Origin of the sequence: Janthinobacterium sp. PAMC25594 (genome assembly GCF_019443505.1) — a bacterium.
GTDB lineage: Bacteria > Pseudomonadota > Gammaproteobacteria > Burkholderiales > Burkholderiaceae_D > Janthinobacterium.
Genome location: NZ_CP080377.1, coordinates 531,238 through 548,618, shown reverse-complemented (window position 1 = coordinate 548,618; position 17,381 = coordinate 531,238). Strand labels below are relative to the sequence as shown.

Here is a 17,381-nt window from a genome sequence, read left to right as displayed (position 1 = left end):
GCCACCAAGGGAGCGACGATGAGCAGCAAGGACAGCGGCAAGCAGGAACCCACGATCCTGGGCGTGGCCGAGGCCGGCGTGCCCTATGGTCCAGATGTTGCGGATGGCGCGGCGGCGGCCGGCAACCCCCAGTACCGCCCGCTGAACCTGGCCTGGCTGGCGGAGCAAGGCATGCTCACGCAGGAAGGCGGACGCAGTTCGGTGGCCGAAGATTTCCGCATCATCAAGCGCCCGCTGCTGCGCCAGGCGCGCGCCAGCGGCGACGAGGCCATCCACCACGGCAACCTGATCGTCGTCACCAGCGCCATGCCCGGCGAAGGCAAGACGTATTGCGCCGTCAACCTGGCCATGAGCATCGCCATGGAAATGGATATCACGGTGCTGCTGGTCGATGCCGACGTGGCGCGCCCGTCCGTGCTGAAAGTGCTGGGCCTGTCGCCGGAGCCGGGGCTGATGGACGTGCTGCTCGACCCGCAACTGGCCATGGGGGACGTGATCCTGAAAACCAACGTGGCCAACCTGAGCATCCTGCCCGCCGGGCGCAGCAACAAGCACGCGACGGAATTGCTGGCCAGCCGGGCCATGAGCCGCCTGCTGGCCGAGATCGCCAGCCGCTATGGCGACCGCGTCGTCGTCTTCGATTCGCCGCCCTTGCTGATTACCAGCGAAGCGCACGCGCTGGTGGGACAGATGGGCCAGGTGGTGATGGTGGTCGAGGCGGAAACGACGACCCAGCACGCCGTCAAGGAAGCGCTGCGCCAGATCGAAGCGTGCGAACACATACATCTGATCTACAACAAGACCAAATCGTTCCCCGGCAACGACTACTACGGCTATGGCTATTACGACTAGCCGCCGGGTTCCGCTGCCGCTGCTGCCCTTGCTGTCCCTGCTGCTGCCCCTGCCGGCCTTTGCTGTCGACTGGCTGGTCAAGCCCTCGCTGCGCCTGCGCGAAAGCTATACGGACAATGCCACGCGCGCGCCGCCCGGCCAGGCGCAATCGGACTTCATCACGGAAATCGCGCCCGCCATCGCCCTCATCGGCACGGGCCCGCGCCTGCGCGTGAACCTCGATTACAGCTGGCACAAATACCTCTCCGGGCAGCGCGGCAATAGCGACAACCACGACTTGCACGCCGCAGCCGACGCCGAGGTGATGCAGGACTGGTTCTTCATCGATGCCAACGCCAGCGTGAGCCGGCGCAACATCTCGCCGTTCGGCCCGCAATTGATCGATGATCTGCCCGACACGGACAATACCAGCACGGTGCGCACCACCAGCATCAGCCCCTACCTGCGCCACCGCTTCCGCGGCCTGGCCACGGCCGAGCTGCGCTACACGCGCAATACGGTAGCCAGCGGCGGCGATCTGCTGTCCGTGCACAGCGATGAAATGGAATTGCTGCTCAGCGGCGAACCGCGCGGCCAGGGCTGGTCCTGGAACGCCAGCCACGATGTGCGCCGCACGCAGGACAGCAAGCTGGCGCCCGTGCGCATGCAGCGCAGCAGCGTGGGCCTGCGCTATCCGTTCAGCAGAAAATGGGCGGCCACGGCCAGCGGCGGCATGGAAAAGGAAGGCTATATCTCGAGCAACGGCAAGGCGCCGGAAGGCCGTTTCTGGTCGCTGGGCGGCGTGTGGACGCCGTCGCCGCGCACCAGCGTGGCCTTCAGCACGGGCAAGCGCTTTTTTGGCCACACCTACAGCCTCGATGCCAACTTCCTGCAGCGCCATACCAACTGGCAACTGAGCTACAGCGAAGACATCACCACCATGCCCACGCAGTTTGCGCGCCTGGGCGACCTCGATGCGGGCCAGCTGCTCGATCAATTATGGCGCGGCATCTTTCCCAACGCGCGCGACAGGCGCTTGCGCATCAATGCCTTCCTGCGCTACGCCAACAGCCTGGGGCCGGAACGGGGCGCCATCAATTACTTCAGCCACCGTTATTTCCTGGAAGAGCAGCTGAAGCTGACGATGGCGCGCGCCACGGCCAAAAGCACGATGGTCGTCGGCGTCACGGCCGTCGACCGCACGGCGCAAACGGCCAGCGGCATCGACAGCGCCTTGCTGCCCGGCATGGAGTTCGGCAGCGAAGACCGCACGCGCCAGATCGGCGCCAACGTCGGCTGGAACTGGCAAGCCAGTGCGCGCACCAGCGTGAATGTCAATGCCGGCTACGCCGGCGTGCGCTCGCTGAGCGTGCCCCGGCGCGACAACAACATCACCGTGACGGCCGGCTACAGCCGCATCCTGCAGCCGAACATGACGGCCAGCATCGACGTGCGGCATACGCGGCACGCCAGCAACTACGGCGGCGATTACCGCGAAAACGGCGTCAGCGCCACGCTCACCATGCAATTCTAAGGAGGCCGCAGCATGTCCGATCGTTCGCTACCGTCCGCCGCGCCCGCGCACCTGCTGTGCGTGGTGGCCGCGCGCCCCAACCTGATGAAGATGGCGCCCATCCTGGCCGCCCTGGCGCGCCAGGCGCCCGCCGTGCGCGTAACCTTATTGCATACCGGCCAACATTACGATGCGGCCATGAATAGCCAGCTGTTTACGGATCTGGACCTGCGCGCACCCGACATATCGCTCGACGTCGGCTCCGGCAACCATGCGCAGCAGACGGCCGAGATCATGCGCCGCTTCGACGCCGTGCTCGACGCGCATCCGCCGCTGGCGCCCGATGGCGTGCTGGTGGTGGGCGACGTCAATTCCACCCTGGCGTGCGCACTGGTGGCGGCCAAGCGCGACATCCCCGTGATCCACGTCGAGGCGGGCCTGCGCAGCGGCGACCGGCGCATGCCCGAGGAAATCAACCGCGTGCTGACGGATCAATTATCAAGCCTGCTGCTGACCAGCGAAGAAAGCGCGCGCGACAACCTGCTGCGCGAAGGCATCGCCCCCGAACGCATCCATTTCACGGGCAACGTCATGATCGACAGCCTGCGGCGGCAACTGCCGCGCGCAGTCAAGCCCGAAACCACCCTGCGCCCCCACGGCCACGCCTGCCCGCCCGCGTATGGCCTGTTGACCTTGCACCGGCCGTCGAACGTCGATGATCCGGCGCAACTCGCAGCGCTGCTGCAGGCGCTTGGGCAATTGTCATGCCAGCTGCCGCTGCTGTTTCCCATCCACCCGCGCACCCTGGCAGGCTTGCGTCTGGCGGGCCTGGAACCATTGCTGGCGCGGCAGGCCATCGTCTGCCTGCCGCCGCTGGGCTACCTGGAAATGCTGGGCCTGATGCAGGGCGCGCGCCTGGTGCTGACCGATTCCGGCGGCATCCAGGAAGAAAGCACGGCCCTGGGCGTGCCTTGCCTGACCCTGCGCGACAATACGGAGCGCCCCGTCACCGTCCGCGCCGGCACGAATACCCTGGCCGGCACGCAGCCGGCCACCATTCTGGCGCTGGCGCGGGGCATCTTGGAGACGGGCGGCAAGCGGGGCCGCATTCCGCCCCTGTGGGATGGCCACGCAGCCGAGCGCATCGCCGCCGTCATCGCCCCCTGGCTGGCGGCGCGCCCGGGCACGCCATGACGCCGCCAGCCATACTACGCAACGCGCTGACCATCGACGTGGAAGACTATTTCCAGGTGTCCGCCTTCGCGCCGCACATCGCGCGCGCCGACTGGCCCCGCCTGGAATGCCGGGTCGAGGCGAATATCGAACGTATCTTGCTGCTGCTGGAAAGCCGGCGCATCCACGCCACTTTTTTTACATTGGGCTGGATTGCCGAGCGCTATCCGGCCATGCTGCGCCGCGTGGCCGACGCGGGGCACGAAGTGGCCAGCCACGGCTATGCGCACCTGCGCGCCAGCGGCCAGTCGGCCGCCCAGTTCGCCGACGATGTGCGGCGCAGCAAGACCATCCTGGAACAGTTGACGGGGCTGCCCGTGCACGGCTATCGGGCGCCCAGCTTTTCCATCGGCGCGGCCAACCTGTGGGCCTTCGACGTGCTGCAGGAAGCGGGCTACCGCTACAGTTCCAGCATCTATCCGATCCGCCACGACCATTACGGCATGCCCGATGCACCGCGCTTCGCCTGGCGCCCACGGGGGCCGCACGGCATGCTGGAATTGCCTGTCAGCACAGTGCGCTTGCGCGGGCGCAACCTGCCGGCCGGCGGCGGCGGTTACTTCAGATTGATGCCGTATGCACTGTCGCGCTGGCTTTTGCGACGCATCAATTCGCGCGACGGGCAAGCTGGCATATTCTATTTTCATCCCTGGGAACTCGATCCCGGCCAGCCGCGCCCGCCGGGCCTGAGCGCGAAGACGCGCTTTCGCCACTACCTGAACCTGGGGCGCATGGAAGCGCGGCTGGCGCGCCTGACGGGCGACTTCCCCTGGGACCGCATGGACCGTATTTTTTTGGAAAGCACATGATGCACGAGGCCAGCCTTCCTGTCGATCCGGCGCCGTCCAGCGCCGCCATTGCCGTGCGATTCCTGCAGGCGCACGAACATGCGCGCTGGGATGCCTTTGTCGAGACCTGTCCCGAAGCCACCTTCTTTCACCGCGCCGGCTGGCACACCATCATGCAGCAAGGTTTTCACCATGACAGCCATTTCCTGTACGCGGAACAGGACGGGCGCATCGCCGCCGTGTTGCCGCTGGCGCATGTGCGCAGCCGCTTGTTCGGCTCGTCCCTCGTCTCGCTGCCGTTTTGCGTGTACGGCGGCATCGCCGGCGGCAGCCCGGCCGTGCGACTGGCCCTCGACGAAGCGGCGCTGGCGCTGGCGCGGCGCCTCGGCGTGGGGCACCTGGAATACCGCTGGTGCGAGGTAGAGGACAATGCCCAAGGCGGCTGGCTGCACAAACCCCTGTACGCGACCTTCCGCCGTCCCCTGCATCCCGATGCCGAACAGAACTTGCTGGCGATTCCCCGCAAGCAGCGCGCCGTCGTGCGCAAGGCCATGGCCGGCGGCCTGCACAGCGCCATCGACTATGACTTGCAGCGCTTCTACCCGATCTATGCGGCCAGCGTGCACCGGCTCGGCACGCCCGTCTTCGCGCGCCGCCATTTTGCCCTGCTGCGCGCGGTGTTTGCTGACGCCTGCGAGATCCTCACCGTGTACCACGGCCAGCAGGCGCAGGCCAGCGTGCTGCTGTTCTATTTCCGCGATGAAGTGCTGCCGTATTACGGCGGCGGCACGCCGCTGGCGCGCAGCACGGGCGCCAACGACTTCATGTACTGGGAAGCGATGCGCCGCGCCAGCGCGCGTGGCTACCGCCTGTTCGATTTCGGCCGCAGCAAGCTGGGGACCGGGGCATACGACTTCAAGAAGAACTGGGGTTTTACGCCGCAGCCGCTGCCGTATGCCTACCAGCTCGTGCGCGCCAAGGCCTTGCCGGAAGTCAATCCACTGAATCCCAAATACGCGCTGTTCATCCGCGCCTGGCGCCGTCTGCCGCTGCCGCTGGCCAACCTGCTGGGGCCGCACATCGTGCGGCAACTGGGCTAAGGAAGGGGACACGCCATGCGCGAACTGCTCTTCCTCACCCACCGCCTGCCGTATCCGCCCAACAAGGGCGACAAGATACGCTCGTGGCACATGCTGCAGTACCTGAGCCGGCATTTCCGCGTGCACCTGGGCTGTTTCATCGATGACGACGACGACTGGCAGCACGCGAAAACCGTGGCCGCCCTGTGTGCCAGCACGCGCTTCATTGAATTGCGGCGCGGCACGGCCCGCTGGCGCGCCCTGCAGGCGCTGCTGTCGCGCCAGGCCATGAGCGTGCAGTACTACCGCGATGCACGGCTGCTGCAATGGGTCGATGGCTTGCTGTCTAGCGGCAAGGTGCGCCACGCGCTGGCCTTTTCCGGGCCCATGGCGCAATACATCGACGTCAGCGCGGGCCGCGCCCTGCACCGCGTGATCGATTTCGTCGACGTCGATTCCGACAAATGGCGCCAGTACGGCGACAGCAAGCCCTGGCCCCTGTCGCTGCTGTACCGGCGCGAAGCGCAGCTGCTGCTGCAGTACGAGCGCCATATCGCCCAGCAGTTCACGGCCGCCAGCTTCGTCTCGCCCGCCGAAGCGGCCCTGTTCCGCCAGTGCGCCCCGATGGCGCGGCGCAAGACGGGGTATGTCAATAACGGCGTCGACACCGCGTATTTCACGCCGATGCCGGCCCAGAGCGCAATCTATCCGCCCGGCGTGCAGGCGCTGGTATTTACGGGCGCCATGGATTACTGGCCGAACATCGACGCCGTGCAATGGTTCGTGCGCCACGTCTGGCCCGCGCTGCGGCGCCAGTTTCCCCAGCTGCAGTTCTATATCGTCGGCAGCGCGCCCGTGCCCGCCGTGACGGCGCTGGGCAGGGTGGCCGGCGTGGTGGTGACGGGCAAGGTGCCCGACATCCGGCCCTACCTGGCCGGCGCGTCGCTGGCCGTGGCGCCCCTGCGCATCGCCCGCGGCGTGCAAAACAAGGTGCTCGAAGCGATGGCGATGGGCAAGATCGTGCTGGCCACGCCGCAGGCGCTGGAAGGCATCGCCGCCCAGCCGGGCCTGGAACTGCTGCTGGCGCGCGACGACGCCGAATTCATCCACCATGCGGCGCGCGTGCTGCGCAACGCCCGGGGCGACGGGACCGAAGGCAGCGGCGCGGCCATCGGCGCGGCGGCGCGCCAGCTGGTCTTGCAGGATTACGACTGGGAACGCAACCTGCGCAGCCTGGGCGCCATGCTGGGTCTGCCTGCCGAGGCCGCTGCCGAGGCCGATGCGGGAGCCAGCACTGCCGCCATGCCGACACAGCCCGTGCGGGAGCCATCCACATGAGCTTGCAGCTCGACCAGGTCGCCCGCTTGCCGGACGTGGCCGTCCTGCCGCATCCGCAGGGCCAGCAGCAAGCGCTGGCGATCCTGCTGCTGGCCCTGGCCGCCGTCGTGCTGCTGTACCACGCCACCTTCTGGTCGATGCTGGAACTGTGGTCGCGCTCGCAGACCTTCGCGCACGGCTTCCTGATCGTGCCCATCAGCTGCTGGCTGGCCTGGCGCCAGCGCGCCCGCCTGGCCGCGCTGGCGCCCCAGCCGTCGTGGCAAGGCTTGCTGCTGCTGGGCGCGCTGGGCCTGGCCTGGCTGCTGGCCGACGCCGCCAACGTGTCCGTGGTGGAACAATATGCGGCCACGGCCATGCTGCCCGCCTGCGTGCTGGCCATCCTCGGCTGGCCGGCCGTGCGCCTGCTGGCCTTTCCCCTCGCGTATCTGTTCCTGGCCGTGCCGTTTGGCGAAGTCTTCCTCGATCCCCTGATCGACTTCACGGCGGCCTTCACGGTGACGGCGCTGCAATGGACGGGCGTACCTGTGTTTCGCGATGGCAACAATTTTTCGCTGCCGACCGGTAACTGGTCGGTGGTAGAAGCGTGCAGCGGCTTGCGCTACCTGATCGCCGCGCTGGCCCTGGGTGCCCTGTACGCGCATGTGCACTGCCACAGCACGGGGCGGCGCCTGGCCGTCATGGCCGCCGCGCTGCTGGTGCCCATCCTGGCCAATGGCGTGCGCGCCTACCTGATCGTGATGCTGGGTCACCTGAGCGGCATGCGCCTGGCCGTGGGCGTCGACCACCTGATCTATGGCTGGCTGTTCTTCGGCCTGGTGGTATTGCTGCTGTTCTGGCTGGCCGCGCGCTGGCGCGAATTGCCGCCGGCGCGCGCCGCCTTGGCGCCCACCCTGTCAGCCCGGCCCGGCGCCAGCGCCGCTGCGGCCAGCCGGCACGCCGTCGTGCGCGCCAGCGTGGCTTGCCTGCTGCTGGCGGCGCTGTGGCCGGCGCTGGCGCTGGCCAGTCACCGCGACGACGGCGCCGTGCCGCCGGGTTCCCCCGTTGTGCTGGCCTTGCCCGATCCGCCCGCCTGGCGGCGCCTGCACGATGCGGCACCCGCCTGGCAGGCGCCGTATGCGGGCACGCCCGCGCGGTTTGCCGCCACGTATGCACTCGGCGACGGTGCACCGGTGGGACTGCAGCTGCACTGGTATGCGCGCCAGGCGCGCGATGCCGAACTGCTGACGCACCAGTCCTCGCCATACGGCGCGCGCTGGATGGCGCTGGCGCAACGCGTGCAAGACATCACCCTGGCCGGCGGCGCCCTGGCCGTGCGCGAAAGCGTGCTGAGGCACGGTGGCGAACGCCTGCTGGTGTGGCGCATCTACCGCCAGGGCGGCATCGTCACGGCCCGCCCCGTGCTGGTCAAGCTGCTGCTGGCGCAAGCCAAGCTGCTGGGCAGGCGCCAGGATGGCGCCGACATCCTCGTCTTTGCCGCCTACGACGAGCTGGCGCCGCCGCCGCGCGCGCGCCTGCACGCCTTCCTGCAGGCGGCGCTGCCCGTCATCGAACAACGCCTGCAGGAGCTGCCGCATGGCCCTTGACACGGATGCTGGCCGCACACGGGAGGCCAACAGCGCCCCGCTGATCGTGCACGTGATCCACCAACTCGACGTGGGCGGGCTGGAAAACGGCCTGGTGAACCTGATCAACCATCTGCCGCCCGAACGCTACCGGCACGCCATCGTCTGCCTGAAGAACGCCACCGCGTTTCGCCAGCGCCTGACCACGCCCGGTGTCGATGTCATCAGCCTGGACAAGCGCGAGGGCAAGGACTGGCGCCACTACCTGCGCCTGTACCGCGTGCTGAAACAGCTGCGCCCGACACTCGTGCACACGCGCAACCTGGGCTGCCTCGAAGCGCAACTGCTGGCCTGCCTGGCCGGCGTGCGCCTGCGCGTGCATGGCGAACACGGGCGCGACATGAGCGACTTGCACGGCACCCGCCGCAAATACCGGCTGCTGCGCAAATGCATGCTGCCGCTGGTGCAGCACTTCATCGCCGTCAGCGCCGACCTGGGACAATGGCTGGTGGACGTCATCGGCGCGGCGCCCGCGCAGGTATCGCACATCGGCAATGGCGTCGACAGCGTGCAATTCCATCCGCGCCTGGGGCCGCCGGCCGCCGTCGGGCCGCCCGGCTTCCTGTGCAACGGCGCCTTCGTCATTGGCAGCGTGGGCCGCATGGCCGCCGTCAAGGACCATGCCTCGCTGGTACGGGCGTTCCTGCTGTTGCTGGCGCAGCCGGGCGCCCGCGCGCGCCTGCGCCTGATCATCGTCGGCGACGGGCCGTGCCGCCAGGCCTGCCTGGAGCTGCTGCGACAGGCCGGCGTGGCCCATCTGGCCTGGCTGCCCGGCGCGCGCGACGACGTGGCGCAGCTGCTGCGCGCCATGGACCTGTTCGTGCTGCCCTCGCTGGCCGAAGGCAGTTCGAACACCATCCTCGAAGCGATGGCGACGGGACTGCCCATCGTCGCCACGCAGGTGGGCGGCAACGCGGAACTGGTGCAGTCGGGCTGGAGCGGCACACTGGTGCCGCCCGGCTCTCCCGAAATGCTGGCCGACGCCATGCTCGACTACTACAGCATGCCCGAACTGGGGCCGCGCCACGGCGCGCGCGGGCGCCGCCAGGTGCTGGCCGAGCACAGCCTGCCCGCCATGGCCGGCGCCTACCTGGCCGTGTACGACCGCCTGACGGGCGCGCGCCAGCCCTCTCCCCTGTCCACTTATCCCTGAAAGGCCTCCCATGTGCGGCATCAGCGGCATCTTTGATTTGCAGGGCCAGCGCGACATCGACGTGCTGCTGCTGGCGCGCATGAACCACAGCCTGCGCCACCGCGGGCCGGACGAAGGGGGATTGCACCGCGAGCCGGGACTGGGCCTGGCGCACCGGCGCCTGTCCGTGATCTACCTGGCCAGCGGCCAGCAGCCGCTGTTCAACGCCGACCGCAGCATCGCCATCGTCTTCAATGGCGAAATCTATAATTACCGCAGTCTGATGGCCGAACTGCGCCAGTTCGGCCACACTTTCCGCACCAGCAGCGACACGGAAGTCATCGTCCACGCCTGGGAGCAGTGGGGAGAACAATGCGTGCGGCGCCTGCGCGGCATGTTCGCCTTCGCCCTGTGGGACCGCCGGCGCCACCTGCTGTTCCTGGCGCGCGACCGCCTGGGCGTCAAACCCCTGTACTACGGCGAGGCGCAGGACGGCACCCTGCTGTTCGGCTCCGAACTCAAAGCCCTGCTCGCGCATCCGGCCATGCCGCGCGTGCTCGATCCGCTGGCCGTGGAAGAGTATTTCGCCTACGGCTACGTGCCCGAGCCGCGCAGCATCTTCCAGCATGCGCGCAAGCTGCCGCCCGGGCATACCCTGTCCATCCGCGCCGGCCAGCCGCTGCCCGCGCCGCAATCGTACTGGGACATTCCGTTTACGCCGAATCCGCCCGCCAGCGAAGCGCAGGCGGCCGACGAACTGCTGGCGCGCCTGCGCGAAGCGGTGCGCATCCGCATGGTGGCCGAAGTGCCGCTGGGCGCCTTCCTCTCCGGCGGCGTCGATTCGAGCGCCGTCGTGGCGCTGATGGCCGGGGCCAGCGCCACGCCCGTCAACACCTGCTCCATCTCGTTCGGCGACCCGGCGTACAACGAGGCGCGCTACGCCGACCTGGTGGCGCGCCGCTACGGCACGGCGCACCACGCGCGCCAGGTCGAGCAAAACGACTTCGAGCTGATCGACCTGCTGGCCAACCTGTACGACGAACCGTTTGCCGACAGTTCCGCCATGCCCACCTACCGGGTCTGCCAGCTGGCGCGCCAGCGCGTCACGGTGGCCCTGTCGGGCGATGGAGGCGATGAAAGCCTGGCCGGCTACCGGCGCTACCGCCTGCACACGCGCGAAGAAAAAGTGCGCAAGGCGATGGACCCCTTGCTGCCGGCCGGCCTGCGCCAGTCGCTGTTCGGCACCCTGGGGCGGCTGTATCCGAAGGCCGACTGGGCGCCGCGCTTCCTGCGCGCCAAGACCACCTTCGAAGGCCTGGCGCGCGACACGACGGACGCGTATTTTCACGGCGTCAGCCTGCTGGGCGACGCCATGCGCGCGCGTTTGTTCAGCCCCGAACTGCGGCGCAGCCTGCAAGGCTACCGTGCCGTCGAAGTGCTGCGCCGCCACGCGCTGGCCAGCCCCGCGCAAGATCCGCTGTCGCAGGTGCAGTACCTGGACCTGAAAACCTACCTGCCCGGCGACATCCTCACGAAAGTCGACCGGGCCAGCATGGCGCATGCGCTGGAAGTGCGCTCGCCCCTGCTCGACCATGAACTGGTGGCGTGGATGTCCGGCCTGCCGCCGCAATTCAAGCTGCGGCGCGGCGAAGGCAAGTACCTGCTGAAAAAAGCCCTGCGCCCGCTGCTGCCCGACACCCTGCTGTACCGCCAGAAGATGGGCTTTTCCGTGCCGCTGGCGGACTGGCTGCGCGGCCCGCTGCGCCAGCGCCTGCAACAGCGGCTGCTGGGGCCTACGCTGGCGCAATGCGGCCTGTTCGACATGGACTACGTGCGCGTGCTGCTCGATCAGCACGCGAGCGGGCGGCGCGACTACAGCGCGCCACTGTGGGCGCTGCTGATGTTCGAAGCCTTTTTGCGCCAGGTGTTGCCCGTCGATGGCCGCCAGGCGCCGGTGCCCGCGCCGGCCATGGCGGTGGAGTGACGCCATGCGCATCCTGCACATCCTCGACCACTCGCTGCCGCTGCACAGCGGCTACACGTTTCGCACCCTGGCCATCCTGCGGCAGCAGCGCGCGCTGGGCTGGCACACGACGCAACTCACCAGTGCCAAGCAGGGGCCGTCCGACAGCGCGCAGCAGCTGGTCGACGGCTGGCATTTCTACCGCACGGCGCCGAATGCACGCTGGTGGGCGCGCCTGCCCGTGCTGCGGCAAGTGGCCGTCATCGTCGGCCTGGCCGTGCGCCTGCGCCAGCTGGCGCGGCAAGCCAGGCCCGACATCCTGCATGCGCATTCGCCTGCGCTCAATGCCATTGCAGCGCTAAACGCGGGCCGCGCGCTGGGCATCCCCGTCGTATATGAAGTGCGCGCCTTCTGGGAAGACGCGGCCGCCGACCATGGCAGCAGCCGGCCCGGCGGCTTGCGCTACCGGCTCACGCGGGCGCTGGAAACCTATGCGCTGCGCCGCGCCGACGCCATCACCACCATCTGCGACGGTTTGCGGCGCGAGCTGTGTGCGCGCGGCGTGCCCGCGCATAAAATCACGGTGATCCCGAACGCCGTCGATGCGCTCGCCTTCAGCACCACGGCGCCCGGCGACCTGTGGCTGGCGCACAAACTGGGCCTGCATGGCCACCTGGTCATCGGCTTCATCGGCTCGTTCTACGCCTACGAGGGCCTGGCCCTGCTGCTGCGCGCCATGCCACGCCTGCTGGCGGCGCAGCCGGCGCTGCGCCTGCTGCTGGCCGGCGGCGGCCCGCAGGAAGCGGCGCTGCGCGCGCTGGCGGCGCAACTGGACCTGGAGCACGCCGTGGTCTTCGCGGGCAGAGTGCCGCATGCGCAGGTGGCCGCGTATTATCAGCTGATCGACATCTGCGTGTATCCGCGCCTGCCCATGCGCCTGACGGAGCTGGTGACGCCCTTGAAACCGTTAGAGGCGATGGCGCAGGGCCGCCTCGTGGTGGCGTCCGACGTGGGCGGCCACCGCGAACTGGTCGACCATGGCAAGACGGGCATGCTGTTTCGCGCCGGCGACGCCGAGGCGCTGGCGCAGGCGGTATTGCACCTGCTGCTGGCGCCCGACAGCTGGCCGCTGCTGCGGCGTCAGGCGCGCGCGTTTGTCGAGATGGAGCGCAGCTGGGGCGCCAGCGTGGGCCGCTATGCGCCCGTGTATGCGCGCGTGGCCGCGGCGCGCAGGGCGGCGGGAGTGGCGCCATGATCTTCACGGGCTTGCGCATCGCGCTGGTCGGCCCGCTGCCGCCGCCGGCCGGCGGCATGGCGAACCAGACGGCGCAACTGGCGCGCAAGCTGCGCGACGACGGCGCGCAAGTGCAGCTGCTGGCCGTCAACGGCCCCTTGCTGCCGCGCTGGCTGGCGCGCATCCGCTACCTGCGCGCGGCGCTGCGCCTGCCCGTGCACCTGTGGCGCCTGTGGCGCACGGCCAATACGGTGGACCTGTTCCACATCATGGCCAATTCCGGCTGGTCCTGGCATCTGCACGCGGCGCCGGCATTGTGGATCGCCAGCCTGAAAGGCAAGCCCGCCCTGCTCAACTACCGGGGCGGCGAAGCGGCCGCCTTTTTCGCCCGCTCGCCGCGCCTGGTCTCCATGAGCCTGCGCCGCGCCAGCGCCATCGTCGTGCCCTCGGCCTACCTAGCCGGCATTTTCGAGCAATATGGCCATACGGCCCACATCGTGCCGAACGTGGTGGACTTGCAGCGCTTTACGCCGGCCGCGCCGCGTGCGCCTGGCGACGCCGGCCCGTGCATCCTCGTGGCGCGCCACCTGGAACAGCTGTACGACAATGCCAGCGCCGTGCGCGCCTTTGCCATCGTGCGACTAAGCTATCCCAAGGCGCGCCTGGTGCTGGCCGGCGCCGGACCGCAGCGTGCGGCGCTGGCGCGCCTGGCCAGATCTTTGGGTGTGGACGCTGGCGTGCGCTTCGCCGGCCCCGTCGACAATGCCGCCATGCCGGCCCTGTACCAGGCCAGCGACATCGTCCTCAACCCTAGCCTGGCCGACAACATGCCCATTTCCGTGCTCGAAGCGCTGGCCTGCGGCGTGCCCGTCGTCAGCACCAACGTGGGCGGCATCCCCGTCCTGCTGCACGACGGCGTGACGGCGTTGCTGGTGCCGCCCGGCGATCCGGCCGCCATGGCGCAGGCCATCGTGGCGCTGCTGCGCGACCCGCTCCGCGCGCGGGCGCTGGTCGACGCGGGCCTGGCGCACGCCGCCACTTTCGGCTGGGCCGGCATCGCCCCCAGGCTGGCCGCGCATTACCGCCGCATCCGCGCCGCGCCGCGCCCGGGCGCCTACACGCGCCTCGTCGCGCAGTGGCTGTTTCCCCTGCATGAATGGTTCAAGGGCCACCACAGCACGCGCCTGCTGCGCCGCCTGGAACGCTCGCAGTGGTGGAGCGCGGAGCAGCTGCGGGAGTGGCAGCTGGCGCGCCTGCGCCATCTGCTGCGCCATGCGGGCGCGCACGTGCCCTACTACCGCGCGCTGTTCGCCCGCAGCGGCTTCGATCCAGGTCAGGTCAGGCAACTGGCCGACCTGTCGCGCCTGCCGCTGCTGCGCAAGGCGGATATCGCCAGCGCGCGCGACAGCTTCAAGTCCGCCCGCGCCGTGGGTTTGCGCCCGTTCGCCACGGGCGGCTCCAGCGGCGAGCCGCTGCAGTTTTTCCTGGGACGGCGCAGGATCAGCCACGACATCGCCGCCAAGTGGCGCGCCACGCGCTGGTGGGGCGTCGACATCGGCGACCGCGAAGCCGTCCTGTGGGGCTCGCCCATCGAACTGCAGGCGCAAGATCGCCTGCGCCGCCTGCGCGATGCGCTGCTGCGCACCACCCTTCTGCCCGCGTTTGCCATGTCGCCAACGCGCCTTGACGGCTACGTGGCGCAGCTGCGCCGCTGGCGTCCGCGCATGCTGTTCGGCTATCCGTCGGCGCTGTGCCGCATCGCCAGCCACGCCGACGCGCACGACCTGCCGCTCGACGGCCTGGGCGTGAAAGTGGCGTTCGTCACGGCCGAACGCCTGTACGACGAGCAGCGCGCGCAGATCGCCGCCGCCTTCGGCTGCCCCGTGGCCAACGGCTACGGCGGGCGCGACGCGGGTTTCATCGCCCACGAATGCCCGGAAGGCGGCATGCATATCACGGCCGAAGACATCATCGTGGAAATTGTCGATGGCCAGGGCCAGCCGCTGCCCTTTGGTGCCACGGGCGAGATCGTCGTCACCCATTTGGCCACGCGGGACTACCCCTTCATCCGCTACGCCACGGGCGACGTGGGCGCGCTGGGCACGCAGCCTTGCGCCTGCGGCCGCGGTTTGCCCCAGCTGCACAAGATCGAAGGACGCAGCACGGATTTCCTCACGGCCGTCGACGGCACCGTCATGCACGGCCTGGCCCTCGTCTACATCGTGCGCGAACTGCCGCAGGTGCGCAGTTTTAAAATCATCCAGGAAAGCCTGCTGCGCACGCGCGTGCTGCTGGTCTGCGTGGCGCGCCTGGATAACGCCACGCGCAGCGCCATCGTGAGCGGTTTCCAGGCCCGGCTGGGCGCGCAGGTGGACATCGTCATCGAGCAAGTCGACGAGATCGCGGCGGAAGCGTCGGGCAAGTACCGCTACGTGGTGAGCGCGGTGGCCTAGGCCGGCGGCCTGTAGCGCGATGCAACAGCAGTTGTCCATGCTCGTCCATGTATCTTGCCATATCGCCTGCGAAGCCATATCCGAGTGAATGCACGCTACGGATCGGGATATCAACGCCGGTCTGGCTGGCGATTTTCGCACGCAAGTCGCTGCTCTTGTAGTTTGAGGCACCGTGCGCTCACACATTGATGTAGATCAATCAATTTTCGAATCGCATGCAGCAGAATATGATCATTCGCAAATGTCTGTTGACCAGCCCATGGCAGGGCGCGTGACTGACGCCACTCCAACTTCATAAGGAACAAGATGATCCCCACTACCATGAAAGCCGCCGTTGTCGAACAACTGGGCCAGCCCCTGGTGCTGCGCGACGTACCCGTGCCGGTGCCCGGTCCCGGCCAGATCCTCGTCAAGACGGAAGCGTGCGGCGTGTGCCACACGGACTTGCATGCGGCGCGCGGCGACTGGCCCGTCAAGCCTTCGCCGCCGTTCATTCCCGGCCACGAAGGTATCGGCGTGGTGGTAGAGTTGGGCACGGGCGTGACCGAAGTGCGGCTGGGCGACCGGGTCGGCGTGCCCTGGCTCTACTCGGCTTGCGGCCATTGCGAACATTGCCTGGCAGCCTGGGAAACCGTGTGCGCCGAGGCGCAGTTCGGCGGCTACACGAAGAATGGCGGCTTTGCCGAGTACATCCTGGCCGACCCGCGCTACGTCGCGCATATTCCGGCGGGTCTTTCCGCCGTGCAGGCCGCGCCCATCATTTGCGCCGGCGTGACCAGCTACAAGGGCATCAAGGAAACGGGCGCGCGGCCGGGCCAGTGGCTGGCCGTGTCCGGCATCGGCGGCCTGGGCCACCTGGCCATCGAATATGCGGTGGCGATGGGCTTGCGCGTGGCGGCCGTCGACATCGATGAAGGCAAGCTGGAACACGCGCGCGCCCTGGGTGCCGAAGTGACCATCAACGCGCGCTAGGGCGACCCCGTGGCGGCCCTGCGCGAAGCGACCGGGGGCGGCGCGCACGGCGTGCTGATCACGGCGCCATCGATCGATGCCTTCCAGCAAGGCGTGGCGATGACGCGCAAGCGCGGCACCTGCGTGCTGGTGGGCTTGCCGCCGGGCGACTTCCCGACGCCGCTGTTCGACGTCGTCGCCAATTGCGTGACGATACGCGGCTCTTTTGTGGGCACGCGCCAGGACATGGCCGAGGCGCTGGCCTTCGCCGCCACCGGCAAGGTCAAGGCCGGGATCGAATTGCAGCCGCTGTCGGCCATCAATGAGATCTTCAGCCGGCTCGAACATGGCAAGGTGGCCTCGCGCGTGGTGCTCGATTTCAGCGCTAAGTGAGCCGCGCCGGTGTGTCGTGCGACGGCAATGCGATTTTTGTTGCCATAATTGCATATTGAAAAGGACACACCGATGAAAATATCTCTTTCTTGCTGGCTGGCCTGCGCCGCCCTCGCCTGCTCCGCCCCCGCCCCCGCCAGCGCGGCCGATCAGGCCGCGTCCGCCTTGCCCGGGCACTATTACCTGCAAGGCGTCATGGAAACGGGTTCCGAACTGCTGCTGAAAAAGGATGGCACGTTCGAATGGATGCTCAGTTATGGCAATACTGACGAGCAAGCCAGCGGCGAATGGCGCATTGCCGGCGACCTGGTGACTCTGGTGGCGGGCAATGGCGGCAAGGAGCCGCGGTTCCGCCTGTTCGAGGAAGCGGAAATGCGCATCCAGAAACCCGCCGAAGCGGGACTGTGGGTGGCCATCGTCGGCTTTCCCAAAGTGGGGCCGATGGCCGGCGTGGAAGTCAAATTCGAAGCGCAAAGCGGCAAGTCGGCCACCGCCGTCAGCGTGGCGAACGGCGACGCCATCGTGCGCATGCCGGCGTCGGAGCGCTGGGTGCGCGCCGGCTTGCGCCGCCAGGGCTCGAAAGCCGACTATCAATGGCTGGCCGTGCCGCCCGAGCGCGCGCAGCAACGCATCGCCGCCTTCGCCGTCACCGACCCGCAATGGCTGAGAGGCCAGGCATTCCAGAAGCTGGCCTTGCGCGTCGTCAAGGGCGGCCTGAAAGTCGACGATGCGGACAATGGTCTGGCCAGGGGCCTGTACGCCAAACCGGCATCGAAGCAGTAACCCTCACTCTATCTCGTTCCATTCCACAAACACGCCGCCCTGGTCAATATTCCTGACCAGGGCGGCGC

The 17,381-nt window shown here is 68.5% G+C and carries 12 protein-coding genes and 1 pseudogene; all 13 read left to right on the top strand.

The annotated features are described in order from the left end of the window. Positions 1-18 precede the first annotated feature (18 nt). The 13 genes and pseudogenes from KY494_RS02455 (at position 19) to KY494_RS02395 (ending at position 17,313) form a co-directional block, all read left to right on the top strand. Positions 19-852 carry an XrtA-associated tyrosine autokinase gene (locus KY494_RS02455; RefSeq protein WP_219889739.1) on the top strand — a complete coding sequence of 278 codons (834 nt, stop codon included), beginning with the start codon at positions 19-21 and terminating at the stop codon, positions 850-852. Next, positions 836-2,365 (top strand): TIGR03016 family PEP-CTERM system-associated outer membrane protein, encoded by a 1,530-nt coding sequence (locus KY494_RS02450; protein ID WP_219889738.1) that lies wholly within the window; start codon positions 836-838, stop codon positions 2,363-2,365. Before KY494_RS02455 ends, KY494_RS02450 begins: the two co-directional genes overlap by 17 nt. A 12-nt stretch (positions 2,366-2,377) precedes the next feature. Next, on the top strand, positions 2,378-3,538 hold the full coding sequence (gene wecB / locus KY494_RS02445; protein WP_219889737.1) for a non-hydrolyzing UDP-N-acetylglucosamine 2-epimerase: 1,161 nt from the start codon (positions 2,378-2,380) through the stop codon (positions 3,536-3,538). After that, on the top strand, positions 3,535-4,386 hold the full coding sequence (locus tag KY494_RS02440; RefSeq protein ID WP_219889736.1) for an XrtA system polysaccharide deacetylase: 852 nt from the start codon (positions 3,535-3,537) through the stop codon (positions 4,384-4,386). Before wecB ends, KY494_RS02440 begins: the two co-directional genes overlap by 4 nt. Next, the gene (locus KY494_RS02435; RefSeq protein ID WP_219891443.1) at positions 4,386-5,465 is read left to right on the top strand and encodes a FemAB family XrtA/PEP-CTERM system-associated protein; all 1,080 of its coding nucleotides are present in this window, start codon (positions 4,386-4,388) and stop codon (positions 5,463-5,465) included. The genes KY494_RS02440 and KY494_RS02435 overlap by 1 nt, the downstream gene beginning before the upstream one ends. Before the next feature lie 15 nt (positions 5,466-5,480). Continuing rightward, entirely contained in the window at positions 5,481-6,782 is a 1,302-nt protein-coding gene (locus KY494_RS02430) for a TIGR03087 family PEP-CTERM/XrtA system glycosyltransferase (RefSeq protein ID WP_219889735.1), read from the top strand. Further along, the gene (xrtA, locus tag KY494_RS02425; protein WP_219889734.1) at positions 6,779-8,365 is read left to right on the top strand and encodes an exosortase A; all 1,587 of its coding nucleotides are present in this window, start codon (positions 6,779-6,781) and stop codon (positions 8,363-8,365) included. Before KY494_RS02430 ends, xrtA begins: the two co-directional genes overlap by 4 nt. Next, the gene (locus tag KY494_RS02420; protein ID WP_219889733.1) at positions 8,355-9,557 is read left to right on the top strand and encodes a TIGR03088 family PEP-CTERM/XrtA system glycosyltransferase; all 1,203 of its coding nucleotides are present in this window, start codon (positions 8,355-8,357) and stop codon (positions 9,555-9,557) included. The genes xrtA and KY494_RS02420 overlap by 11 nt, the downstream gene beginning before the upstream one ends. A gap of 10 nt (positions 9,558-9,567) precedes the next feature. Further along, a complete protein-coding gene (locus tag KY494_RS02415) occupies positions 9,568-11,520 on the top strand; it encodes an XrtA/PEP-CTERM system amidotransferase (RefSeq protein ID WP_219889732.1) in 1,953 nt (650 codons plus the stop codon). A 4-nt stretch (positions 11,521-11,524) separates the two neighbouring features. Continuing rightward, positions 11,525-12,754 carry a TIGR04063 family PEP-CTERM/XrtA system glycosyltransferase gene (locus KY494_RS02410; protein ID WP_219889731.1) on the top strand — a complete coding sequence of 410 codons (1,230 nt, stop codon included), beginning with the start codon at positions 11,525-11,527 and terminating at the stop codon, positions 12,752-12,754. Further along, a complete protein-coding gene (locus KY494_RS02405; protein ID WP_219889730.1) occupies positions 12,751-15,186 on the top strand; it encodes a glycosyltransferase in 2,436 nt (811 codons plus the stop codon). The genes KY494_RS02410 and KY494_RS02405 overlap by 4 nt, the downstream gene beginning before the upstream one ends. A 309-nt stretch (positions 15,187-15,495) precedes the next feature. Beyond that, a pseudogene (locus KY494_RS02400) lies at positions 15,496-16,530 on the top strand (zinc-dependent alcohol dehydrogenase). Between the two features lie 72 nt (positions 16,531-16,602). Next, positions 16,603-17,313: a hypothetical protein gene (locus KY494_RS02395; protein WP_219889729.1), complete on the top strand. Its 711-nt coding sequence runs from the start codon at positions 16,603-16,605 to the stop codon at positions 17,311-17,313. Positions 17,314-17,381 lie beyond the last annotated feature (68 nt).